This window comes from Nonomuraea sp. NPDC001636, from assembly GCF_040298265.1.
Classification (GTDB): domain Bacteria; phylum Actinomycetota; class Actinomycetes; order Streptosporangiales; family Streptosporangiaceae; genus Nonomuraea.
The window spans coordinates 24,076-46,912 of the sequence record NZ_JBEOZT010000029.1 but is presented as its reverse complement, the minus strand read 5'-3'; the positions used below and the strand labels follow the sequence as shown (position 1 = coordinate 46,912).

19 protein-coding genes and 1 pseudogene are annotated in these 22,837 nt (G+C 72.8%); 8 read left to right on the top strand and 12 right to left on the bottom strand.

Features of this window, described 5'->3' with window-relative positions:
* Positions 1 to 15: 15 nt before the first annotated feature.
* Genes ABT158_RS40060 through ABT158_RS40040 form a run of 5 tightly spaced genes read right to left on the bottom strand, consistent with a single transcriptional unit; the run spans position 16 to position 4,609 of the window.
* Positions 16 to 1,284, bottom strand: a complete 1,269-nt coding sequence (locus tag ABT158_RS40060) for an acyl-CoA reductase (RefSeq protein ID WP_352362771.1) — start codon at positions 1,282 to 1,284, stop codon at positions 16 to 18.
* Positions 1,284 to 2,312 carry a LuxE/PaaK family acyltransferase gene (locus tag ABT158_RS40055; RefSeq protein WP_352362769.1) on the bottom strand — a complete coding sequence of 343 codons (1,029 nt, stop codon included), beginning with the start codon at positions 2,310 to 2,312 and terminating at the stop codon, positions 1,284 to 1,286. Before ABT158_RS40055 ends, ABT158_RS40060 begins: the two co-directional genes overlap by 1 nt.
* Positions 2,309 to 3,628 (bottom strand): AMP-binding protein, encoded by a 1,320-nt coding sequence (locus ABT158_RS40050; RefSeq protein ID WP_352362767.1) that lies wholly within the window; start codon positions 3,626 to 3,628, stop codon positions 2,309 to 2,311. Before ABT158_RS40050 ends, ABT158_RS40055 begins: the two co-directional genes overlap by 4 nt.
* Entirely contained in the window at positions 3,628 to 4,386 is a 759-nt protein-coding gene (locus ABT158_RS40045) for an SDR family NAD(P)-dependent oxidoreductase (protein WP_352362765.1), read from the bottom strand. Before ABT158_RS40045 ends, ABT158_RS40050 begins: the two co-directional genes overlap by 1 nt.
* A complete protein-coding gene (locus tag ABT158_RS40040; RefSeq protein WP_352362763.1) occupies positions 4,361 to 4,609 on the bottom strand; it encodes an acyl carrier protein in 249 nt (82 codons plus the stop codon). Before ABT158_RS40040 ends, ABT158_RS40045 begins: the two co-directional genes overlap by 26 nt.
* A 162-nt stretch (positions 4,610 to 4,771) precedes the next feature.
* Between ABT158_RS40040 and ABT158_RS40035 the strand changes: the two genes are divergently transcribed.
* From ABT158_RS40035 to ABT158_RS40025, 3 genes are read left to right on the top strand one after another with little or no spacing between them, the layout of a single operon-like run.
* Entirely contained in the window at positions 4,772 to 5,707 is a 936-nt protein-coding gene (locus ABT158_RS40035; RefSeq protein WP_352362761.1) for a hypothetical protein, read from the top strand.
* Positions 5,704 to 7,368 (top strand): hypothetical protein, encoded by a 1,665-nt coding sequence (locus tag ABT158_RS40030; RefSeq protein WP_352362759.1) that lies wholly within the window; start codon positions 5,704 to 5,706, stop codon positions 7,366 to 7,368. Before ABT158_RS40035 ends, ABT158_RS40030 begins: the two co-directional genes overlap by 4 nt.
* A gap of 29 nt (positions 7,369 to 7,397) precedes the next feature.
* A complete protein-coding gene (locus tag ABT158_RS40025; RefSeq protein ID WP_352362757.1) occupies positions 7,398 to 9,278 on the top strand; it encodes a glycosyltransferase in 1,881 nt (626 codons plus the stop codon).
* Between the two features lie 9 nt (positions 9,279 to 9,287).
* On the opposite strand, the gene ABT158_RS40020 is transcribed toward ABT158_RS40025, so the two are convergent.
* Both ABT158_RS40020 and pseB read right to left on the bottom strand, forming a co-directional pair.
* Positions 9,288 to 10,415: a DegT/DnrJ/EryC1/StrS family aminotransferase gene (locus tag ABT158_RS40020; RefSeq protein ID WP_352362755.1), complete on the bottom strand. Its 1,128-nt coding sequence runs from the start codon at positions 10,413 to 10,415 to the stop codon at positions 9,288 to 9,290.
* On the bottom strand, positions 10,415 to 11,392 hold the full coding sequence (gene pseB / locus ABT158_RS40015) for a UDP-N-acetylglucosamine 4,6-dehydratase (inverting) (RefSeq protein ID WP_352362753.1): 978 nt from the start codon (positions 11,390 to 11,392) through the stop codon (positions 10,415 to 10,417). The genes ABT158_RS40020 and pseB overlap by 1 nt, the downstream gene beginning before the upstream one ends.
* Positions 11,393 to 11,497: 105 nt before the next feature.
* Between pseB and ABT158_RS40010 the strand changes: the two genes are divergently transcribed.
* A complete protein-coding gene (locus ABT158_RS40010) occupies positions 11,498 to 12,226 on the top strand; it encodes a cytidylyltransferase domain-containing protein (protein WP_352362751.1) in 729 nt (242 codons plus the stop codon).
* The gene (locus ABT158_RS40005; RefSeq protein WP_352362750.1) at positions 12,223 to 13,197 is read left to right on the top strand and encodes a PseG/SpsG family protein; all 975 of its coding nucleotides are present in this window, start codon (positions 12,223 to 12,225) and stop codon (positions 13,195 to 13,197) included. The genes ABT158_RS40010 and ABT158_RS40005 overlap by 4 nt, the downstream gene beginning before the upstream one ends.
* On the opposite strand, the gene pseI is transcribed toward ABT158_RS40005, so the two are convergent.
* Both pseI and ABT158_RS39995 read right to left on the bottom strand, forming a co-directional pair.
* Positions 13,190 to 14,233 (bottom strand): pseudaminic acid synthase, encoded by a 1,044-nt coding sequence (pseI, locus tag ABT158_RS40000; protein WP_352362748.1) that lies wholly within the window; start codon positions 14,231 to 14,233, stop codon positions 13,190 to 13,192. The genes ABT158_RS40005 and pseI overlap by 8 nt on opposite strands.
* Positions 14,230 to 14,739: a GNAT family N-acetyltransferase gene (locus ABT158_RS39995; protein WP_352362746.1), complete on the bottom strand. Its 510-nt coding sequence runs from the start codon at positions 14,737 to 14,739 to the stop codon at positions 14,230 to 14,232. Before ABT158_RS39995 ends, pseI begins: the two co-directional genes overlap by 4 nt.
* 127 nt (positions 14,740 to 14,866) lie before the next feature.
* Here ABT158_RS39995 and ABT158_RS39990 point away from each other — a divergent pair.
* From ABT158_RS39990 to ABT158_RS39980, 3 genes and pseudogenes are all read left to right on the top strand, one after another.
* Positions 14,867 to 16,336 (top strand): annotated as a pseudogene (locus ABT158_RS39990) (glycosyltransferase family 2 protein); the annotation flags it as partial.
* Positions 16,337 to 16,384: 48 nt separating this feature from the next.
* Entirely contained in the window at positions 16,385 to 17,242 is an 858-nt protein-coding gene (locus tag ABT158_RS39985) for a CDP-alcohol phosphatidyltransferase family protein (protein ID WP_352362742.1), read from the top strand.
* 21 nt (positions 17,243 to 17,263) lie between these two features.
* Entirely contained in the window at positions 17,264 to 18,295 is a 1,032-nt protein-coding gene (locus ABT158_RS39980) for a sulfotransferase family protein (RefSeq protein ID WP_352362740.1), read from the top strand.
* Here ABT158_RS39980 and ABT158_RS39975 read toward each other — a convergent pair.
* From ABT158_RS39975 to ABT158_RS39965, 3 genes are all read right to left on the bottom strand, one after another.
* On the bottom strand, positions 18,292 to 19,353 hold the full coding sequence (locus ABT158_RS39975; RefSeq protein ID WP_352362738.1) for a glycosyltransferase: 1,062 nt from the start codon (positions 19,351 to 19,353) through the stop codon (positions 18,292 to 18,294). The genes ABT158_RS39980 and ABT158_RS39975 overlap by 4 nt on opposite strands.
* Positions 19,350 to 21,983, bottom strand: coding sequence for a bifunctional glycosyltransferase/CDP-glycerol:glycerophosphate glycerophosphotransferase (locus tag ABT158_RS39970; protein WP_352362736.1), 2,634 nt, complete (start codon positions 21,981 to 21,983; stop codon positions 19,350 to 19,352). Before ABT158_RS39970 ends, ABT158_RS39975 begins: the two co-directional genes overlap by 4 nt.
* A gap of 89 nt (positions 21,984 to 22,072) precedes the next feature.
* Positions 22,073 to 22,768 (bottom strand): SRPBCC family protein, encoded by a 696-nt coding sequence (locus ABT158_RS39965; protein ID WP_352362734.1) that lies wholly within the window; start codon positions 22,766 to 22,768, stop codon positions 22,073 to 22,075.
* Between the last annotated feature and the right edge of the window lie 69 nt (positions 22,769 to 22,837).

The following is a 22,837-nucleotide window of genomic DNA, read 5'->3' as shown; positions in this document are numbered from 1 at the left end:
TCGTCCGATGAGGGCTCATCTGACCACGGTCACCAGTCGCGTGAACTCGCCCGGCAGGTCGACGCCGTCCCACACCCGGTGGAAACTCAGCGCGCTGCCCACCGGCACCATGCGATCGACCCCGCGCCCGGCGAGCTCGCGGGCCAGCTCCTCCAGCTCGCCCAGCGAGAAGCCGAAGTGGGTCAACGTCTGGTCTTTGCGCTCGACCATCGGGATCAGCTCCGCCAGGGTCCGCACCCGCGCGTGCGCGAACGTGCCCGCGCCCAGCCACCGCCGCGGCATGGCGGCCGCCGCCGCCAGCGTCACGTTGGCCAGCGCGTTGCCCCGGAACTCGATCAGATCGACCAGCCCGTCGGCGGCCAGCCCGTAGACCGAGACCCGCTTCTCCACCGCCATCGCCGCGTCGACGTCCCAGCCGCGCCCGGCCAGCACCCGCGCCACCTGATCGGTGAAGTCGGCCCGCGCCGCCTCGCAGTCGTCGTCGGCCCCCACCCAGAACACGGTGCGGGGCGAGGAGCAGGCGGCCTGGTCGAACCAGTAGCTGTCGTTGACGAACCCCTCGGCCGCCGCCACCCTGGCCGCGCGCGGCGCGCACAGCCAGGCCGCCGCGTTCACCACCGCGAAGGACGAGCGGTCGGGGAAGGTCAGGTCGCGGGCGTGCGGCGCGAGCGGGTGGCGGCGCACCTCGCGTACGGTGTCGTCGCCGCCCCAGATCACCCGCAGGTCGCAGGCCGCCGACAGGGCGGCGGTGACCGCCTCGGCACGCCGGTCGTAGGAGACGATGCGCTGCGTGGCCGTCACGACCGGATCGGCGTCGGCCAGCGCCTCCCGGAGCGTGTCGAGGACGACCGCGGCGACCGCCCCCGCGCGCGGCGACAGGCGGACCACGTTGCGGTTGCCCATCAGGGCCGACAGGGCCCAGGAGTAGACGAAGACGGTGTCGACGTTCGCCGGCGGGAGATGGAAGACCAGGCCGCGCGGCACGCGTACGTGCGGGGTGCGCAGCTCTTCGAGGGTGCGGGCCAGCTCGCTGGGCCGCAGGAAGAACCCCAGCGAGCCCAGCTCGGGATGGCGGCGGGCCAGCGCGGGCCGCAGCAGCCGCTTGCCGAACGCCGCCAGGAACGCGCGCATCCGCTCGTCGCCCACCTCAAGGGGCGCGCCCTGCCGCACCTGCGCGACCAGCTCCTCGACCGGCACGGGCGCGCCGCCGGGCGGAAAACGCACCACGACCCCGCCCGCGTCGCCCACTCGCGGGATCCGGGTGGTGATCGATCGATCGGTCATCAGCCGCCCTGCCCGAACGTGTCGCTGCAACCGCGCGCCTCGGCCCGCGGCAACCTGCCCAGCACGGTGAACCGCTTGCCCGGCCAGTGGCCGTCGTCGACGCCGTGCACCACGCCGAGGTCTTCGGTCAGCAGCGCGTGGCCGGGATAGGAGGTGGGCAGGGTGCTGACCACCTCGATCAGCCCCGGCTCGCCGGGCGGCACCTCCCGCCAGGTGCCGGGGTCGCGGATGACGACGTCGGCGAAGTCGGGGCAGTAGAGCCCGTCGCCGTCGGGGCCCTCCAGGAAGACCGTGCCGATCTGCTCGACCATGCCGTAGAAGTTGTGGACCCTGGTCAGCCCGCACTCGGCCGCCAGCCGCCGGCGGAAGGCGTCGTTGTCGACCGCCTGCTCGGCCAGCCGCTTCCAGCCGCCCGAGTGGATCAGCACGCCCTGGGACAGGTCGGCCCCCAGGCCGAGCAGGTGGAGCCAGACCATGAACGTGAACCCGAAGACCAGGAACGGCTCGCCGCCATGGCGGGCCAGGAACGCCTCGACGGCCGCCGCGTCGACCTCGCCCTGCTCGTCGAGGACGAAGGTGTGGTCTCTGCCGAAGTTCATCATCCCGAGCACCCCGGCCCCCCGGGCGCTGAGGGCCGGGCCGCGGACGACCGAGCGGCCGTCGACGATCAGCATCGGCAGCCGCCGCTCGCCCAGCACCGCCCGCAGGGTCGCGGCCAGCATGCGCGGCTGCGCGGCGGCCGCCTCCCGGTCGAGGTAGACCCGGCTCGGCCGCTGCCCGGTGGTGCCGCTGGAGGTCAGGACCCGGAACACCGCCTCGGACGGGACGCTGCGCAGCTCGTGGGTCTTGAACAGCCGCACCGGCAGCCACGGCAGGTCGGCCACCCGTTCGTAGGGCGGACGGGCGCCGATCGCGTCGAGGATCCGCCGGTAGGGCGGGCAGGCCCGCCGGTGCCGCTCGGTCAGCGCCGCCAGCTCCCCGGCCAGCACCTCCTCCCGCGCGGCCGCGTCGAGCGTGAACACGCTCACCGCCCGGCCTCCGCGGCCGACTCCAGCGCCCGGTAGTCGATCTTGCCGGTGGGCAGCAGCGGCAGCCGTTCGACGGCGCGCACGTCGAAGCCGCTCCAGTGGAGCCGCAGCTCGGCGCCCAGCCGGCGGGCCAGGTTGCGGCACCCGGCCGCGTCGAGCCCTTCCGCCCACACCGTGACCCGGTCGTCGCCGCTGGTCGCCGCGACCGGCACGGTGTCGCGCAGCAGCTGCTCGACGTCGTCGAGGTTGACCCGTACGCCGAAGATCTTGGCGATGCGCCTGAGCCGGCCGGTGACGTAGAGGAAGCCCTCGTCGTCGAGCCGGCCGAGGTCGCCGGTGCGCAGCACCCCGCCCAGCTCGTCGGGCCCGGCCAGGTCGGCGGCGGTCTCGGCGTAGCCCATCATGACGTTGGGCCCGTGGTAGACGATCTCGCCGCCGTCGATCGTCAGCCGCCCGCCGGGGACGGCCTGCCCGGCCGAGCCCGGCTTGTCGGCGAGCCGGTCGGGCGGCAGGACGGCGATGCGGGCCGTGGCCTCCGTCTGCCCGTACATGACGAAGAAGCGGTCGGCCTGGGCGGCGAACAGGGACACCAGCTCGGGGCTGAGCCGGCCGCCGGCCTGGGTGAGCGTGCGGATCGTGGGATGCTCGGCGCGGTCGAAGCGCAGCCTGCGCAGCATCTCGTACTGGTAGGGGACGGCGGCGAGCGAGGTGCACTTGTGCTCGTCGAGGTGTGTCCAGAAGGACCGTTCGAGCAGCCCGGCCTCGGTCAGGACGACCGTCGCCCCCGCGTGCAGGTGGCTGTTGAGCACCGACAGGCCGTAGCTGTAGTGCAGCGGCAGGCTGGTGGGCGCGATCTCGCCGGGCATGATCGACAGCGCCGAGGCGATGGCGGCGGCGTTGGCCGCGACCGCCTCCCGGGACAGCCGCACCAGCTTGGGGTTGCCCGTCGAGCCCGAGGTGGCCAGCAGCACGGCCAGGTCGGGATGCGGGTCGGGGGCCTGGCCGCGGGCGCCGGGCGGCCCGTCGGGCGCGTGGGTGAACCCCACCAGCGCCGCGGGCCGGAACCGGCTGACCAGGTCGGCCAGGGCCGCGGCCGACAGGTCGGGGTCGAGCAGCGCGATCGGCCTGCCGGTCTGCCAGGCGGCGAGATAACGCAGCACGGACGCCAGGTTGTTGCGCATGCCGCAGAACAGCGGCCCCGGCCGCAGCCGGGACAGGGCGTCGGCCACGCGGGCGACGCGCCGGGCCAGCTCGTCGCCGGCCAGCCCCTCCTGGTCGCCGGCGACGACGAGCCCGGCCTGCCGGGACGGGAACATCACGGCACCAGCCCGCCGTCGACCCCGAGCACCTGGCCGGTGATGTACGACGCGCCGGGCGAGAGCAGGAACGCCACCGCCTGGGCGACGTCGTCGGGCCGGCCGATGCGCCGCAGCGGGGTCGCCGAGATCGCCGTCTCGCGGTCGTCGGGCCGCAGCGTCTTCAGCATGTCGGTCTCGACGTAGCCGGGGGCCACGGCGTTGACCCTGATGCCCGCCGGGCCCATCTCCCTGGCGGCGGCCAGGGTGAGGCCGATGACGGACGCCTTGGTCGCGGAGTAGGCCGCCTGGTTGGCGCCGCCCGCGCGGCCCATGAGCGAGGAGACCAGCACGACGGCGGGGTCCTGCCCGCGCAGCAGCAGCCGGAAGGCCAGCTGCAGCGTGTGCGCCGGGGCCAGGGCGTTGGTGCGGTAGAGCTCGTCGAGGGTCTCGGCGCGGGTCATGGCCAGCGGGCCGGAGGCGTAGACGCCGGCGTTGACCACCAGGGCGTCGAGCCGCTCGTGGCGCCGGCCGATCTCGCGCATGTGGCCGGCGACCACGGCCCGGTCGGCGACGTCGCCGTGGACGGACCACGTGCGGCCGCCGGTCGCCGCGGCCACCTCGGCGGCGGCCTTCTCGGCGCGCTCGGCGTCGCGGCCGTGCAGCACGACGGTGTGGCCGGTGGCGGCCAGGGTGGTGGCGATGGCCCGGCCGATGCCCCTCGTCGACCCCGTGACCAGGGCGACGCGGGCCTCAGACCGCCGCTGCGCCGATTCCATGCTTCTCCAGCAGCTCGCCCGCCTTGGCGAACGAGCTCATGTCGATCATGTCGTCGGTGTCGATCATGATGGAGAACTCGTCCTCCATCGCCGCGATCAACGCCATGTGGGCCAGGGAGTCCCACTGGGGGATGCCGCGGTATTCGAGACCGTCGACGTGTGCGTCGGCCGGCAGGTTGAGCGCCGTGCGGAAGACGGCCCGCAGGCGGTCGAGATGACTCATGATGTCTCACTCTCTGTCCTCAAGCCACGACGCAGTGTAGCGGGGATTGCGGTGGCAGGAGAAACCAAACCCCCGACGTGAGTAATGGAAGCGTATAACGGCGCGTGGCCGTCGTTCGGGGCTGGGAATGTCCCAAGGGGCGCGCCAACCGCTACAGGGGGAATGATGGACGAATCCAATCACTGGTACGGGCACTCGCGCATTCTGGGCAGGTACTGCGAGCTGCCGGACGAGACGCCGAAGCGAATCCAGGGCTTCCTTCAACACGGATGGAACTATCTCCACGGATTTCCCCCGAACGACCATTGGTGCAGTCCCGGTTATCCCCGTTTCGTCTGGTCCGACGTGCTTCGTCGCCGGGGCTGGTCGATGGGCAGACGCGGCCACTACCTCATCGGCGCGCCCTGGATCTACCTGCTTCACCTGGAGCCTGAGCTCGGCGTGGTCTCCGAACGCAAGGGTACGATCTGGTATCCCTTTCATGGCTGGGAGAAGTCGTCCGTGACCGGGGATCATGCCCTTCTCGCCGACGAAATCCGAAATGTCGAGACCGAACCGGTAACTGTCTGTCTTTACTGGCTGGAATATGCGAATCCGGACATTCGGCGGGCGTATGAATCGAGGGGATTCAAGGTCATCTGTCACGGCGAGCGCGGTTCCCGGTGGGAGAGCAAGGGGCGCGACTTCCTGCGCCGGCAGCTGATCCAGTTGCGGCGCCACCGCAGGGTGGCCTCCAACCGGCTCGGCAGCGCGCTGTTCTACGGCGCCTCCGTCGGCTGCGAGGTCGCCGTCTACGGAGACCCGATGCAGTACGAGGACGAGCGCCCCGAGTACGGCGGCACGGCGCGCCGCATGCGGCTCTGGCCCGAGCTGCACGGCACGCACGTCGATCCCGAACTGGCCGCCGAGGTGGCGCGGCAGGAGCTGGGATTCGAATATCAGGCGACACCGGAGGAGCTACGGCGAATGTTCGGATGGAAGCGGGTGCCCGGGGGGACGCCGGCAGGAGGAGGCGCGGCGGGAGCCGGACGTCCCGGGCCCTGGGCGAGGGCGACCGCCTCCGGGCGGCCCGGCACGCTCCACGGGGTGACGTCATGAGCGAGCGCGTGAGCGAGGCGCCCGCGAACGTGCGCCTGATCGGCGGCGAGATGCTGCTGTGGTCGGACCTGTCCAACGCGGCCGGCGTCACCGACTGGCGCGGCGCGGCCCTGGAGCTGGTCAGCCGCGTGATCCCGGCGACCGGCCGGGTGCTGCTGGTCGGGCCGCACCCGCAGGTGCTGGTCGACGACGTGGTGGACCGGGCCGGCGAGACGGCCGTGCTGCTGCGGTCCTACCCCGACGCCTGCGCGCTCGGCGAACGCCACCCGCGGCTCGCCGTCCACTGCGGGCGGCTCGACCTGTTCGACGCGGACGAGCCGTACGAGCTGGTGCTGGCGCTCGACGGGCTGCTGCGCACGCACTCGGCCGAGGCGCCGGCGGCGGCGTGGATCGACTCGCTGCACGCGCTGTCGGCCCTCGTCGCGCCCGGCGGGCGGCTGGTGCTGGGCGTGCGCAACGACCTGGGCGTCGACCGGTTCATCGAGGCCAGGCCCGCCGACCGGGAGGGCGGCGACGACCAGTGGGCCCCGCACGGGTTCGACCCGAGCCACCCGAGCGGGCCGGGCGCGCTCGACGGCGCCCTTGAGGGGGCGGGGCTGAGCGTCGAGCGCTGCTACGCGGCCTATCCGGGGCGGCAGGCCCCCCGGGCGTTGCTGGCGCGCGAGGCGCTCGCCTTCGACCTGCCGGAGGCGATCACGTTCCCGCTGAGCGCCAAGGGCGGCGACCGCGTGCTGGTGGCCGACCCGCTGCGGCTGACCCGGCTGGTGTTCCGCCACCGGCTGGGGGAGGAGCTGGCCCCGCTGTGGCTCGCCGTCGCCACCCGGCCGCCGTCGCCCCCGCACCCGCCGGGCGCGGAAGAGGCGGAGGGCGAGGAAGGCGCGGAGGGCGCGGAGGGCGCGGTCGAGCTGCCGCTCGGCCTGATCGAGGAGGGGGCCGTCGTCCACGAGCTGACCAGGGGCGGCATGCGGCGGTTGCCCGACGGCGCCGAGCGTCCGGTCCCGGCCGGGCGGGTGGTCGAGGAGATCCTGGTCGAGGCGTGCGCCCGCGAGGACACCAGGGCCGTGCGCGAGCTGCTGTCGGCGCTGGCCGACTGGCTGGAGACCGACGGCGGCCCCTGCGTGACCGCCGACGGCCTGGTCCACGACGGCGAGCGGTTCGCCGCCATCGTCCAGACCGCCGCGCCGGCCGTGCCGCCCGAGCCGCGCGTGGTGCTGTGCAGGGTCCTGTGGCGGTTCGCCGTACGGCTGCTCGCGGCGGGCCACCACCATCCGTGGCCGTGGCCGCTGGAGGCCGACCAGCTCACGCTGACCCTCTGCGGCATGGCCGGACGTCCCTGCGACCAGGGCGACCTCGACCTGGCCCGCAAGTTCGACGCCGAGCTGGGCCACCCGGCCGAGCACGCCGACCCGCCCACCTACCGTGACCTGCTCGGCGCCCGCGACCGCCTGACCGACCAGCTCACCGCCGCCCTGGCCAGGATCTCCCGGCTGGAGACCAAGCTCTCCTACCGCGAGCGCGAGCTGGTGCGGGCCAGGTCCAAGCTGAGAAGGACCCAGCGCAAGACCGCCGCCTACCGGCGCACGCTCGGGTACCGCCTCTCCCGCCGTCTGGCCCGCCCGCGCAAGGTCGCCCGCCGGGTCTTCCGACTGCTGTCCGGCTGACGAGCCGACGACAACGCTGAGGAGTGCATGTGCCGGTTCTTTCGGTGATCGTCCCGTTCCACAACGTCGAGAAGTACATCGGCCCCTGCCTGGACTCCATCTCCGGCCAGACGATGTCCGACCTGGAGGTCATCTGCGTCGACGACGGCAGCCGCGACGACGGTTGCGCCGAGGTCGAGTCCAGGCAGGCGGCCGATCCCCGGATCCGTCTCATCAGGCAGCCCAACCAGGGCGTCGGAAAGGCCCGCAACGTCGGCCTGACCCAGGCCACCGGCCGCTACCTGGCCTTCGTCGACGGCGACGACACCGTGCCGCGGGAGGCGTTCAAGCGGCTGGTGTCCTCGCTGGAGTCCACGGGCTCCGACCTGGCCTGCGGGAACGTCATGCGGCTCTACCGCAACCTGCTCATCCCCTCCTGGGCCCATCGGGAGGCGTTCGCGACGCCGATGAGGCGTACCCATATCACCCGCCACCCGCTGCTGATCCGCGACCGCATGTTGTGGAACAAGGTCTACCGCCGGTCCTTCTGGGACCGGCTGGGCCTGAGCTTCCCCGAGCGCATGTACGAGGACCAGCCCGTCGCCATGGCCGCCCACGTGGGCGCCCGCTCGGTGGACGTGCTGTCCAAGGTCGTCTACCACTGGCGGCAGCGCGACGAGCCCGGCTCCTCGATCACCCAGCGCCGCCTGGAGCCGGGCAACCTGCGCGACCGGATGTTGTCGGTGCTGCAGACCGCCGACCTGCTGGCCCGCGACGCGCCGGGGCTCAAGCCCGACTTCGACCGCGACACGCTCGACATCGACATGACGGTGGCGGTCGAGGCGGCCGCCACGACGGGGATGCGGCCCGAGCTGCTCGACCTCATGGTCCGCTACCTCGACGGCGTGTCCCGCGAGTCCTGGCTGAGCGTCCCGTTCGAGCACCGGATCCAGGTGCACCTGCTGCACCGGCGGCGGCTGCAGGAGCTGGCCGGGGTGCACGAGCAGGCCCGCGAGGGCCGGCTGCAACCCCGCGTCAGACCGGCGGGCCTGCTGCGCAGGCGCTGGTACGGCCGCCACCCGGCGATCCCGGCGCACCTGTCGGAGGTCTCGGAGGAGCTGGCCCTGACCGCCCGCCTGGTGTCGCTGGAGTGGCGCGACGGCGTGCTGACCGGCGCGGGCCGGGCCGCGCTGGGCCGCTTCGACGCCGGCGCGCTGCGCCGGGTGCGCCTGCGCGCCTGGCTGGCCGAGCGCGCGACCGGCGAGGTCATCCGCCTGTCGGACGAGCGGAGCGCCCCGGTCTGGGAGACCGTCGAGCTGGAGGAGGGCGTCGAGGCGCCCGAGCACGCCTTCCCGTTCGCCTTCGCGGTCGATCCCGCGGTGTTCACGCCCGTCCAGCTCGCCCGTCGGGGCCACTGGGACCTGCGCGTGCAGCTGCGGGGCCACGGGCTGAGGCTCGACGCGAGGGTGGCCGGGCCGCGCTGGCTGCCGCCGCAGGTGCCCGCGCCGCGCCGCAGGTCGGGCGTGTGGCTGGTGCCGGCGCGCGGCTCCAAGGGCGGGTGGGGGCTGCGGCTGCGCAACGCCCAGGCGCTCATCGGCGAGTGCCGCGTGGACGACGGTGACCTGGTGTTCTCGGGCCGGATCAACGACCTCGGCGACGGCGAGCCGGTGGTGCGGCTGCGGCGCAAGAGCGACGGCGAGGAGATGTACTTCCCCGTCGCGCTGACCGGCCAGGACTTCTCGGCGCGGGTGCCGCTGGCCGGCATCGACGAGAGCGTCGGCCGCGAGTCGTGGTGGGAGGTGGTCATCGACCAGGGCCGGCCCATCCGCCCGCTGGTGCGGCGGGCCGGGCGCCAGGTCGCCACCGTGGACGACCGGCGCTTCCTCATCGACCGCAGCGAGGATGGCTGCCTGCTGCTGGCCGAACGCTGAGCGCCGGGCTCATCCGGCGAGGATCGAGGTGAGGGTCTCGACGACGAGGTCCTGCTCGCCGTCGGTCAGGTCGGCGAACAGCGGCAGCGACAGCTCCTCGGCGTAGTACGCCTCCGCGCGCGGGCACAGCCCACGCCGGTAGCCGAGGTCCTCGAACACCGGGTGCCAGTACGCCGGGATGTAGTTGACCTGCACGCCGATGCCCGCGGCCCGCATGCGGTCGTAGACCTCCCGGCGGCGGCCGTCGCGCACCCTGACCGGGTAGAGGTGCCAGCTCGGCGTGACGTAGGCCCGCCGGCCGGGCAGCGTGAGGCCGGGCACGTCGCGCAGCAGCGTGTCGTACCGGGCGACCAGCTCGGCGCGGCGGGCGCGGAACCGTTCGAGGCGGCGCAGCTGGCTGACGCCCAGCGCGCAGAGCACGTCGGGCAGCCGGTAGTTCAGGCCGAACTCGTGCACCTCCTGGTGCCAGCCGCCATGGCCGGGGTCGCGCTGCCCGGCCGGGTCGCGGACCAGGCCGTGGTTGCGGAAGCGGGCGGCCCGTTCGAGCCGGCCGGGGTCGGCCACCGCCACCGCGCCGCCCTCGGCGGTCGTGACGGTCTTGGTCGGGAAGAACGAGAACGTCGTCAGGTCGGCCACCGACCCCACCGGCCGGTCCTTGTACGACGCGCCGATCGAGTGGGCCGCGTCGGACACCAACACCGCGCCGGCCCGCTCGGCGACCGTGCGCAGCTCGTCGTAGTCGGCGGGATGGCCCGCGTAGTCGACGCCGGTGACGGCCTTCGTGCGGTGGGTGACCAGCGCGGCGACCGCGTCGGGGTCGATGTTGCCGGTGTCGGGCTGGACGTCGGCGAAGGCCACCCGCGCCCCGCGCAGCACGGCCGTGGCCGCCGTGGCGACGAACGTGAGCGGCGAGGTGATCACCTCGTCACCCTGGCCGACGCCGGCCGCCACGTAGGCGACGTGCAGCGCGGCCGTGCCGGACGTGACCGACACGCAGGGCACGCCGCCGGTCCAGCGGGCCAGCTCGTCCTCGAACAGCCGGACCGCGGGGCCCGTGGTCAGCCAGTCGCCGCGCAGCACCTCAGCCACCGCCTCGATGTCGGACTCGATGATGGACTGCCGTCCGTAGGGCAGCATCAGCCGGCCACCATGTCACGCAGGTCGCGCACGGACAACCACCGGTCGTTGGTGTCGGAACGGTAGGAGAAGCCCTCGGGCAGCAGCTCGCCGGTCTGCGGCGCCTGGTAGCCCCAGGTCGCGATCGTGGGCTGGACGACGTAGCGGTCGGCCAGGCGGAGGGTGCGGCGGCCGTCGTCGGGGCCGATCATCTCCTCGTGCAGCTTCTCGCCCGGCCTGATGCCGATCTCGTAGACCGGGCTGTCGGGGGCCAGCGCCTCGGCCAGGTCGGTGATGCGCATGCTGGGGATGCGCGGCACGTAGAGCTCGCCGCCCTGCATGAGGTCGAAGGAGTCGACCACGAACCGCACGGCCTGGTCGAGGGTGATCCAGAACCGGGTCATGCGCTTGTCGGTGATCGGCAGGCTGCCGCCCTGCTCGGCCAGGCGCAGGAAGAACGGCACCACCGAGCCCCTGCTGCCCACGACGTTGCCGTAGCGGACGACGGCGAAGCGGGTCTCGTGGGCGGCGGCGTAGTGGTTGGCCGAGACGAACAGCTTGTCGGCGACCAGCTTGGTGGCGCCGTAGAGGTTGATCGGGCTGGACGCCTTGTCGGTGGACAGGGCGACGACCTTGCGCACGCCGCAGTCGATGGCCGCCTCCACCACGTTCTGGGACCCGGCGACGTTGGTGCGGACGTACTCGAACGGGTTGTACTCGGCGGTGTCGACCTGCTTGAGCGCGGCGGCGTGGACGACGTGGTCGACGCCGTGCATGGCGCGGGTGAGCCGGTCGCGGTCGCGTACGTCGCCGATGAACCAGCGCAGCCGGTCGTCGTCGCGGAAGAGCTGCTTGAGCTCGTACTGCTTCAGCTCGTCGCGGGAGAAGACCACCAGGCGGCGCACCCCGAGCGAGTCGAGCGCGTGGCGGATGAACGCCTTCCCGAACGACCCCGTGCCTCCGGTGATCAGAATGGACGATCCACTGAGAATGCTCACGCGGCCCCCTGAAAATCGCGCTGACGAACTGTGGTCGTTAGAGCTGGCCGGTAGCATAGCGCGATCGATCAACCACGTATGGTCACACGGGGGAATGTGGTTTTGATGCGTATTGTCGGAATCATCCAGGCTCGGATGGGGTCCACCCGGCTGCCCGGGAAGGTGCTGCGCGACCTCGGGGGGCGTTCCGTCCTGGGCTGGGTCGTGCGCGCCGCGCGCGAGTCGCGGGCGCTCGACGACCTCGTGGTGGCCACGACGACGCAGGACGCCGACGACGCGGTGGCCGCCGAGTGCGACCGGCTCGGCGTGGCCTGCCATCGCGGGCCCGTCGACGACGTGCTCACCCGGTTCGTGCAGGCGCTGGCCGGCCGGGAGGCGGAGGCGGTGATGCGGTTCACGGCCGACTGCCCGCTGCTCGACCCCGTCGTGATCAGGGAGGCGGCGCTGGTCTTCCGCGCGGTCCCGGGCCTCGACTACCTCAGCACGAGCCTGGCCAGGACGCTGCCGCGCGGGCTCGACGTGGAGATCGTCGGCCGGGCGGCCCTGGAGCGCGCCGACGCCGAGGCCACCGGATTCCACCGCACCCACGTGACCTCTCACGTCTACGCGCACCCGGGCGAGTCGCGGTTGCTCGGCCTCGCCCACCAGCCCGCGGCCGACGACCTGCGGGTCACCCTCGACACCGAGGACGACTGGCGGCTCATCGCCCGCGTGGTCGAGGAGCTGGGCGACGCCTGCGTCCCGGTGCGCACGCTGGTGAGCTGGCTGCGGGCCCGGCCCGAGGTCTGCGAGCTCAACGCCCACGTGCGCCAGAAGGAGCTGCAGGACGCATGAGCGGGCGGGTGGGCGTGCGCTGCGACGCCGCGGCGGGCAGCGGGGCCGGACATCTGGTGCGGTGCGTGGCGCTGGCCGAGGAGCTGTGCGCGCGGGGCGTCGAGGTGGTCTTCCTCGGCGCGGTCTCCGGTTCTGAATGGGCCATGGACCAGCTCAGGAGCCGTGGCCTGCCGCTGGTGGCCGCCCCCGGGCGGCCCGACCGGCTCGCCGCGCTGGCGTGCGAGCTGCGGCTCGACGCCGTGGTGCTGGACTCCTACGAGCTGCCCGAGGGCACCGGCGGGGCGCTGCGGGCGACGGGCTTCCCGGTGCTGGCGATCGTCGACGGCGACCCGCTGGGCCAGGAGGCCGACCTCTACCTCGACCAGAACCTGGGCGCCGAGGACCGGCCCTTCCCGCTGCCGCGCGACTCCTGGCGGCTCGCGGGCACCCGGTACGCGCTGCTGCGCGACAGCGTCCGGGGGCGGCGCAGGGTGCGGCAGCCGGGGCCGGTGCCGCGGGTGCTGTGCTTCTTCGGCGGCACCGACAGCGCGGGCGTGGCCCCCGCCTGGGCGGAGGCGCTGGCCTGCACGGGCGTGCCGTTCCAGGCCACGCTGGTCAGCCCGGAGCCGTTCGAGGCGGGCGAGGGCATCACCGTGATCCCGCCCACCGACCGGCTGCCCGAGCTGATGGCGGCCGCCGACCTCGTGGTCACCGCCGCCGGGTCGGCCATCTGGGAGCTGCTGCACCTCGGCGTGCCCACGGCGCTGAGCTGGGTGGCCGACAACCAGCTCGCCGGCTACCGGGCGCTGGTGGGCCGGGGGGTGGCCGCCGGGCTGGGCCGGGCGGCCGACGCCGAGGCCGTCGGCGTGCTCGCCCGGCTGCTCGCCGACCCCGCGCTGCGCGAGGAGCACGGCAGGCGGGGCGGCGGGCTGGTCGACGGCAAGGGCAGGGAACGCGTCGCCGACGCCTTCCTCGACCTGTGGATCAGATGAGGTCCCAGGTCAGCGGCGTGCCGAGGGGCGCGTCGCGGGTGAAGCGGCGGCCGGTCACCTCGTCGGCGGCGTCGGGGGGCAGGCCGCCGGCGGGGCGGATCGACCGTACGTTCTCGCTGGTCACCGCCTCGCCCGCGCGCACGTCGCGCACCACGTAGAGCGAGCGGCGAAAGCGCAGGCCCTCGCGCTCGGACTCGCGCGGCCCGAGCACCGGCCGGCCCAGCGACTGCCACGCGCGCTCGCTCTCCTCCACCAGCGCCGCCAGCTCGGGCGGCTCCAGTGAGAAGGCCGCGTCGACGCCGCCGTCGGCCCGCGACAGCGTCACGTGCTTCTCGATCAGGCACGCGCCCAGCGCGACCGCCGCCAGCGCGGCGCCGATGCCGGGGGTGTGGTCGGAGACGCCGACCTCGGCGCCGGTGAGCGCGGCCAGCAGCGGCAGCGAGCGCAGGTTGCTCTCGGCGGGGGAGGCGGGGTAGGAGGCGGTGCAGGAGAGCACGGCGAGCTGCGTGCAGCCCGCCTCGCGGGCCGCCGTCACCGCCGCCTCGATCTCGCCCGCCGTGGCCATGCCGGTGGAGATGACCAGCGGCTTGCCGGTGGAGGCGGCCAGCCTGATCAGCGGCAGGTCGACGATCTCCGACGACGCGATCTTGTACGCCGGCGTGTCGAGCTTCTCCAGCAGCTCCACGGCCGTGGGGTCGAAGGGCGCGGAGAAGGCCAGGAGGCCGTGCTCGCGGGCCCGCTCGAAGATCGGCTCGTGCCATTCCCAGGGGGTGTGGGCGCGTTCGTACAGCCGGTAGAGGTTCTCGCCGCCCCACAGCGCGTGCCCGTCGTTCAGGCGGAAGGCGGGGCCGTCGGCGTCGACGGTGATCGTGTCGGGCCGGTAGGTCTGCAGCTTCAGCGCGTGCGCCCCGCCGGCCGCCGCCGCGTCGACGATGGCGAGGGCCCGCTCCAGGCTGCCGTTGTGGTTGCCGGACATCTCGGCGATCACGAACGGCGGCCGGTCGGCCCCGATCGTCCGCCCTCCGATGGACATCATCCTTGCTCCTCCTTGGTCAGCTGGACGGCGACGACCTCGCGCGGCACCCCGTCAACAGGCATCCGGTAGGTCGCGACCTCGGTGAACCCGAACCGCCTGTGCAGCCGCCGTACCGACTCGTTGTCGGCCAGCACCTCGCCGCGCAGGGTCGTCAGCCCGAGCGGGCCGAACGCGTGGTCGATGGCGGCCCGCTCCAGGCCCACCCACGCCCTCAGCACCGCGCCGGACCGTTCGAGGCCGTCGAGGTCGAGGTAGAAGCCCCAGGAGGCGCTGTCGCCGTCGAGCTCCGAGTACGTCACCACCCCGGCGCGGGCCCCGGCGTGGTCGTAGATCAGCACCTGCCTGGCCGGGTCGGCGCGGACGGCGGACCACCAGCGGGCGTGCTCGTCCTCGGAGATCTCGTGGCCGGTGAAGCTGGCGGCGCGCACTTTCGGATGGTTGCGCCAGTGGCGCATAACGGGCAGATCATCGTTCCGGACGCGTCTCAGCACCGCTCCCCCTACCATTCGTGCTCGACTCATTGCACAACGTAGCGGATTCGATGCCGGGTAAAGAGCTCATCAGGGACGGGCATCGAACGCGGAACAAGCGAGGCGGCCACGGCATGCTGCCCTCGACCGCCTTCCACGAAAGCCAAGGAGCGTCATGATCCCCCTGCTCAGTGTCGTCGTCCCGGTCCACAACGTGGAGCCGTACCTGACGGAGTGCCTGAAATCGCTGGCCGCCCAGACCATGGAGGACTTCGAGGTCATCATGGTCGACGACGGCTCGGCCGACGGCAGCCGGCGGCTGGCCGACGACTTCGTGGCCCGAGATCCCCGCTTCACGCTGGTCGAGCAGCAGAACCTGGGGCCGGGGCCGGCCCGCAACGAGGGCGTCAGGCGGGCCAGGGGCACCTACCTGGCCTTCGCCGACAGCGACGACGTCGTGCCGCCGCACGCGTACGAGGTGCTGATCGCCAAGCTCGGGGAGACCGGCTCCGACCTGGCGTGCGGCGCGGTCAGGCGCATGGTGGACGGCGTGCTGGAGGAGTCGATCCTGCACGAGCGCGTCTTCCGGCGGCCGGTGCTGTGCACCCACATCACCGACAAGAAGGTGCTGGTCAGGGACCGTACGGTGTGGAACAAGGTGTACCGCGCCGACTTCTGGCGGCGGCACGGCCTGCGCTTCCCCGCCGGCATCTACGAGGACGTGCCGGTCGCCATGCAGGCCCACGTCCTGGCCACCAGCGTCGACATGGTGGACGACGTCGTCTACCACTGGCGCCGGCGCGACGAGGGGGAGACCTCGATCACGCAACGCCGCTCGCAGCTGCCCAACCTGCACGAGCGCCTGGCCGCCATCCGCGCGGTGCGCGCCTTTCTGGACGACGGCGCGCCGGAGCTGCTGCCCGAGTTCGACGCCCTGGTGCTGGAGAAGGACATCGTCTTCCTGTTCCAGGCGCTGGAGTCGGCGCGGGAGGCGGGCGAGGACCTGGTGCCGCTGCTGGGGCTGGCCGACGCCTGGCTGGACGAGCTGAGCCCGCGCGCGCTGGCCGGCGCGCCCTCGCTGCGCCGCCTGGAGCTACACCTGGTCCGGCGCGGCATGATCGACGAGCTGCGCGCGGTCCGCGACTTCCGCCGCAGCCGCGCGGACGGCACCCGGGTGCGCCCCCGCGGCTTCCGCACCGTCAACTGGTACGGCGACTACCCCTACTTCCGGCGGCGACGGCGGCTCGGCATCCCCGACGACGTCTACGACGCCCGCGACGAGCTCAAGCTGATCGCCAGGGTGGACGACTGCTCCTGGACGGGCGCCGCCTACCGCCTGCGCGGCGAGGTGGCCATCCACCGGGTCGAGCGCAAGGTGGGCAAGGTCAACGTGTGGCTGAGCGACGGCCGCCGCCGGGTGCCCCTGGAGGTCCGGCGCACCGGCCGCCACGGCGTGGTGGCCGACATCGACCCCAGGGCGCTCGAAGGCGGCGGCCCGACCTGGCGGCTCCTGGTCAAGGCCGAGACCCGGGGGCTGGTGCTCAAGGGCTCGTTCCGGGATGGAGACGCGCACGGTGCGTGGCGGTTTTCCCTGCAGGGTTGGTCAAGAAGCGGCATGGACATCCCCCAGTAGTTCCAGACAGTAATCGTCAGACGGCGGTCCGTAGCCATGCTGGGATCCATGAGGACCTATTCGCTGGATGACGTCTACGAGACACGCAAGCGGAGAGACTCCTGGTGGACCGTGTATTTCGTAGATCCGGTCGCCTGCCGGGTCGCCCTTCCCGTCGCCAACCGCACCCGGATCACGCCCAACGGGCTCACGGTGTTCTCGCTGGTCCTCGGCATGGTGTCGGCGGCCTGCTTCGCGCTGGACCAGCTCGTCGCCGGCGCCCTGATGTTCTACCTGAGCTTCACCATCGACTGCGTGGACGGCAAGATAGCCCGGCTCAAGGGCACGGGGACGCCCTTCGGCCTCTGGCTGGACTACGTGGGGGACCGGGTCAGGGTCGTCCTGTGTGCCGGGGGGCTGGCGTACGGGCAGTACGTCCTGACGGGCGATGTCCGCTACGTGGTGCTCGGCGCGGCGGTGGCCGTGCTCGACCTGTTCAGGTACGTCAACGCCCCGCAGATGAAGCGGGTGCGCGAGGCGGTCAGGGAGGAGCGGGGCGAGCCGGAGCTGCCCGGCGAGGACACCGTCCCGCTGGAGTGTGCGCCCGCGGACCTCGACCTGCACCTGCTCGTGGAGCGCGGTCCGCGCCCCGGCGGCCGCAGGCGGCGGCTGCCTTCCTTCTTCAGGCGCCTCAACAGGTTCCTGGCCAGGCACCGGGTGCGTTCGCACCTGATCAGCGGCATCGAGTTCCACGCCGCGGTCTTCGTGGTGGCGCCGCTCGCGGGGGCGTGGGCGCTGATCCCGCTCGCCATGGCCGCCGGCGTCCTGCTCCTGGCCAACGAGATCTTCCTTGTCTACCGGATGTGGCTCTTCACGCGCAGGCACAGCGTGCCCTCCCAGGAGAGCCGAGAGCACGTTCTCGTCTAAGTTTTCGGGGGTTAGTACGAAATGTCCGACCGGCCAGTCTTCGTCATTGGATGCCCGCGATCCGGCACCACGATGCTCCAGCTCATGCTCCACTCGCACCCGCGCATGGCGGTGCCGCCGGAGACGCGCTTCCTCGTTCCCGCTTATTACCGGCGCCGCACATGGGGCGACCTGCGGGTCCCCCAGCGGCGCAAGGCACTGGCGCAGTGGATCGCGACCGACCGCAGCACGAAGTTCCGCGAGCTCAAGATCGACAAGGACGAGTTCATCCGGCAGGCCGTGGAGGGGCCGGGCTCGCTCGGCTCGGTCATCGGCACCGCCTTCCGCATGTACGCCGACCGCTTCGACAAGGCCCGCTGGGGCGACAAGAGGCCCAGCTACGTCAAGCAGACCGACCTGCTGCTGCGCCTCTTCCCCGACGCCCAGTTCATCCACCTGATCAGGGACGGCCGCGACTGCGTGGCCTCGCTGAAGGAGATGCCCTGGTACACGCTGGACTCCTTCCACGCGATCTCCACCTGGGCCGAGGCCATCGACGCCGGCGAGCGGCTGCGGCGCACGTTGCCCGACGACACCTACTACGAGCTGCGCTACGAAGACCTCACCGACGACCCGATGACCGAGATGAAGAAGCTCTGCCACTTCCTGGAGGAGGACTTCGCGCCGTCGATGATCTCCCCCCGCGAGGCCGCCGTCCAGGCCGTACCGCAGCACAAGGTCTGGCACAGCAACACCCACCGCGAGGTCACCCGCAGCCGCGTCGGGAGCTGGGCCAACCGCCTGGACGACTGGGAGATCGCGCTCTGCGAGCACGTCCTCGGCGAGCGTCTCCAGGCCAACGGGTACGAGCTGACCGGCGCGCCCAGGCCGGCCAAGGAGCACGTGACGGCCTGCCAGAAGACCATGCAGAAGCGCAAGGCCAGCCGGTCGCGCAAGGCCATGCGGGACCGCTTCAACCGGTTGCGCGAGCCCAGCCCGGTCGGCGCGCTGCTCACCTCCACGCAGAAGTCGCTGGCCGGCATCCCGCAGCAGCGTCCCGAGGTGACCGTCTAGCGCTCGATGTGGGCGAACAGCCGCTCCCAGCGGTCCAGCACGTGGTCGAGGCGGAACGCCTCGGCCCGTGCCCGGGCGGCGGCCCCCAGCCGCCGCCGCTCCGGCGCCGACCCCATCAGCGCGGCCAGCTCGGCGGCGAACGCGTCCACGTCCCCCGGCGGCACCCGTACCGGGCCCGCCGAGCGCACGCCGCCCGACACGTCGAAGGCCACCGACGGCACCCCGTGGGCGCACGCCTCCAGCAGCACGACCGGCAGGCCCTCGTGCTCGCTGGTCAGTGCCACCAGCGAGGCGTTCAGGTACTCCTCCCGCATCCGACGAGCGGGCACCAGGCCGCGGAAGACCACCCGGTCCGCGACGCCCTCCCGGGCCGCGTGCGCCCGCAGCCGCTCCCGTTCCGCGCCGTCGCCGATCAGGTGCAGCTCCCAGGACGGCGGCGCCTCGGCCCGCGCGAACGCGCTGATCAGCCGGTCGAACCGCTTGACGCCCTCCAGCCGCCCCACGCCCAGCACCCGCGGCACGTCCAGCGCCGACGTCTCCCGCGGCCAGGCGCCCAGCGGGTTGGGCAGCGTCCAGGCGTTGGGCAGCAGGGCGTGCTCGGCGAAGGCCCAGGCGTCGTCGTCGCTGAGGAAGAGCGCCTGGTCGAGGTCGGGGTAGTGCTTCTTGATCGAGGCCAGGTGCCAGCAGTCGCGGGCGTGGCCGTAGGAGCCGTGGTACTGGCCGATCGAGCGGAACCCGGCGGGCAGCAGCCCCGACAGCCTGGCCACCACCGACGGCGACGTCAGCACCGCGTACCCGGGGCGCACGCCGCGCAGCAGCTCCTTCACCCTGCGGTCGGCCACCCGCCTGGCCAGCGGGCCCTGCTCGCCGGGCGGGCCGCCCACGACGTGCTGCCGGTAGAGCGGCCGGTCCACGTAGCGGAAGGGCGCGGCGGCGCGGTGCAGGCCGACGACGTGCACCTCGTGGCCGCGTTCCGCCAGGCCCTGGGCCAGGGTGTGGGTGACCTGCTGGACGCCGCCGAGCGTGTCGGCGTCCAGGCAGGCGAAGACGACGGTCATCGCGTGCGCCCTTCGAAGAAGTCGTCCACGATGCGGGCGGAGGCGTCGCCGTGCTCGTCGGCGCACCACAGGGCGCGGAAGGCGGCGTACTTGGCGGCGAAGGCGGCGTGCACCTCGGGCAGGTTCCGCAGCACGTCCACCAGCTCCGCCGTGGTCGTCACGCACGGGCCCGGGGCGATGGCGGGCAGGTCGTGGTAGACGCCGCGCTCGGAGAGCCGGTAGTCGTCCCAGTCGTCGATGAGGAACACCATCGGCCGGCCGGTCAGCGCGTAGTCGCACATCACCGACGAGTAGTCGGTCAGCAGCGCGTCGGAGGCCAGCATCAGGTCGTTGATCTCCGGATAGGACGCGGCCGGCCGCACGAAGTGCCTGAGCCGTTCGGGCGGGTCGTACTTCTCGACCGGATGCGTGCGCAGCACCACCACCCACTCGCCGGCCAGCTCCGCGGCCATGAGGTCCAGGTCGGCGCGTACCGAACGGCCGCTCGTCCTGTCCCGGTCGCGGTAGGTGGGCGCGTAGAGCAGGACCTTGCGCCCCGGCGGGATCTCCAGCCGGGCCCGCACGTCGCCGGCCGCCTCCGCCCGCACCAGCGCGTCGCAGCGCGGGGTGCCGCACCGGTAGACCTTGCCGTCGTAGCCGTTGGAGGGCAGGAACACCCGTGAGAACTCGGCGCTCGGTGAGACCAGCGCGTCCCACCGGGCGACGGCGGCCCGCCACTGCTCGCGCGGCCGGTCGAAGTCGCCGCGCAGGTCGGGCGCGTCGAAGCCGATCGACTTGATGCCCTGCCCGTGCCAGGTCTGCAGGTAGCGGGTGCCGGGCGGCTTGGGGTAGTCCAGCGGGAAGCCGTGGCTGTCCACCCAGATCCCGGCGCGGGCCATCGTCCACAGGTAGCGCCAGCTGCCCCGGCGGACCAGCCGCACGTCGGCGGGGAAGTTCTTGCGGCCCTTGGCGACCGACCAGACCGCCTCGATCGGCAGGCCGCGCCGCCGCACCTCCTCGTAGATGGCGCGGGGGCTGCCGTTGTAGCCCTTGCCGACGTCCGACTCGAACAGGGCGAGGTCGTCGCGCCGCGGCACCACCCTGATCAGCAGCTTGTACGCGCACAGCTTGGCGCGCGGCGTGTTGAGCTTGCTGAGCAGCAGCCGCCGCGCCCGCCGCAGCGCCGAGCGGGTGCGCGAATGCGTGCGCACGCACAGGTAGGCGGCGTAGCCCTCGGCCTTCACCGTGCAGCCGGGCAGCTCGATCGGCTCCAGGTTGGGGTCCACGATCAGCCGGTCGGTGGTGACGTGGCCGTCGGAGCGGCGCCGGAAGCCGATGCGCGGGTCGCTCCTGCCGCAGGGCGCGAAGACGACCTCGCTGACGTAGCCGCCGTCGTCCGAGGGGACCGGCTGGATCGGCACCCGTTCCCGGCCCGCCTCCAGGAAGGCGTCCCACTCGGCCGGCAGCACGCCGAACGGGTCGTAGGTGCGCACGGTCATCCGCACCCGCTCGCCGTTCGTGGCCAGGCCGGTCACCTCGTGCCGCAGCCGGGAGTCGGTGTAGGGCAGCTCGGCCAGGCGCAGCGCGGTGATGTCCAGCCCCGGCGCGGCCGTGGTGCCCCAGTACGTGCGGCCGTCCACCTGCACTGCCGCCCGCGGCGCGGCCCGCGGGCCGGTCAGCGAGCCGGCCGCCACGCGCAGGTCCTCGATCCGGTCGTCCAGGATGAGCCGGCAGCAGACCCGGTCCATCGGCTCGATCCGGTCGAACACCGCGCCGGGAATCTCCTCCAGGTACGGCCGCACGACCGAGGCGAACTCCTTGACCCACACCAGGTCGCGCGCGGGCAGCGGATTGAGGTAGACCCGCAGGTCCTGCCGCAGGAACCGGTACTGCCGGTGCGGCACCAGGTCGTGGGCGCCGTAGCCGCGCAGGATGTCGTCGCTCAGCCGGGCCGCGATCACCCGCTGCCGCACGTTGTCCATCTCGTCGATGCTCAGGGAGATCGACTCGTTCGAGCTCGCCCGGTGCCAGTGGTAGACCACCCACGGCACGATCGCGAACCGGCGGGCCAGCGCGTACAGCTCGGTGGCGAAGACGTGGTCCTCGTAGTAGATGTCCTCGGGGAAGCGCAGCACGTTGTCGCGCAGCCAGGCGACGTTGTAGAGCTTGTTGGTGCTGAAGGAGTCGAGGAAGAGCTCGGGCTCCGCGCGGATGCCCTCGACCACCCGCCGCCGGGCGAACAACGACGGATAGTACGGGCGCAGCCGTCCGTCCCGCTCGAACAGCCGGGAGATCTGCCCCGACACGAAGTCGGCGCCGGTGCGCTCGATCTCGGTGAGCAGGCTCTTGCACGCGTGCCTGGGCAGCTCGTCGTCGCTGTCGAGGAACATGGCGTACGGCGCCCTGGCCGCGTCGATGCCGTCGTTGCGCGGGGCTCCGCAGCCGCCGCTGTTGCTCTGCCTGCGCAGGTAGCGCACCCGTGGGTCCTCGGCCATGAGCCGCGCGGCCACCTCGGGCGTGCCGTCCGTGCTCGCGTCGTCGGAGATGATCACTTCCAGGTCGCGCAACGTCTGCCGCAGCACCGAACGCACGGCCCTGGGCAGGCGGGCCGCGTCGTTGTACGAGATCACGACGACGCTGCAGTCCGGCATGCCCATGTCCCCCCAGAAATGACCTGCGGGAATGGCACTTCCCCCCGATAGCGGGGAGTGACCGGACTTTATGCTGTTTTTGCTGAAAATCAGCGCATAAGGCGACGAACCACCCAGATGAGGATCGTGAGCGCCAGCAGGCCGCCCGCGATCGGCGCAAGCCGCCTGAGCAGCGGCTGCCCGGCGATCTCCATCAGGTCGAGCGCCTCCTCGTCGGGCGTGCGCGAGGTCCGCAGCGTGCCCGCGGGCCGCACGTCCGGCTCGGGGACGGTCACCGCGCTCAGGTGCCGCTCCTCCTCCTGGGGCTGTTCCTGGGGTGCGACCGGCTCCACCATGGGCTCGGAGAGCAGCTGGGCAAGGTTGCCGGCGAACCGGTCGATCAGCTTGGCCCCGACCTCGGCCATGACCCCGCGCCCGAACTGCGCCGGCCGCCCGGTCACGTTGAACGTCGTCTCCACGGCCACCGACGTGCCGCCCTCGGCCGGCGTCATGCGCGCCCTGACCGTGGCCGAGGCCGTGCCGGAGCCCCTGGCCTCCTTGCCCGACGCCTGGATGGCCAGCGTGTGGGAATCCTTGTCGACGTCCTCGAACCTGGCCGAGCCCCGGTAGGTGACGGTGATCGGGCCGACCTTGACCTTCATCCGGCCGGTGAACTCGTCGCCCTCGAAGATGTCGAGCGTCGCCCCGGGCAGGCACGGCGCGACCCGCTCGACGTCGAGCAGCACCGCCCACGCCTGCTCGACCGGAACCGGGACAGTGAACTCGTGCTCGAACCGCATCGCCATCGATCCGCTCCTTCCGAGGTTGGTTGCGACACTACGTCGGGGCGGGGGCGCCCGGAAGAGGCGCCCCCG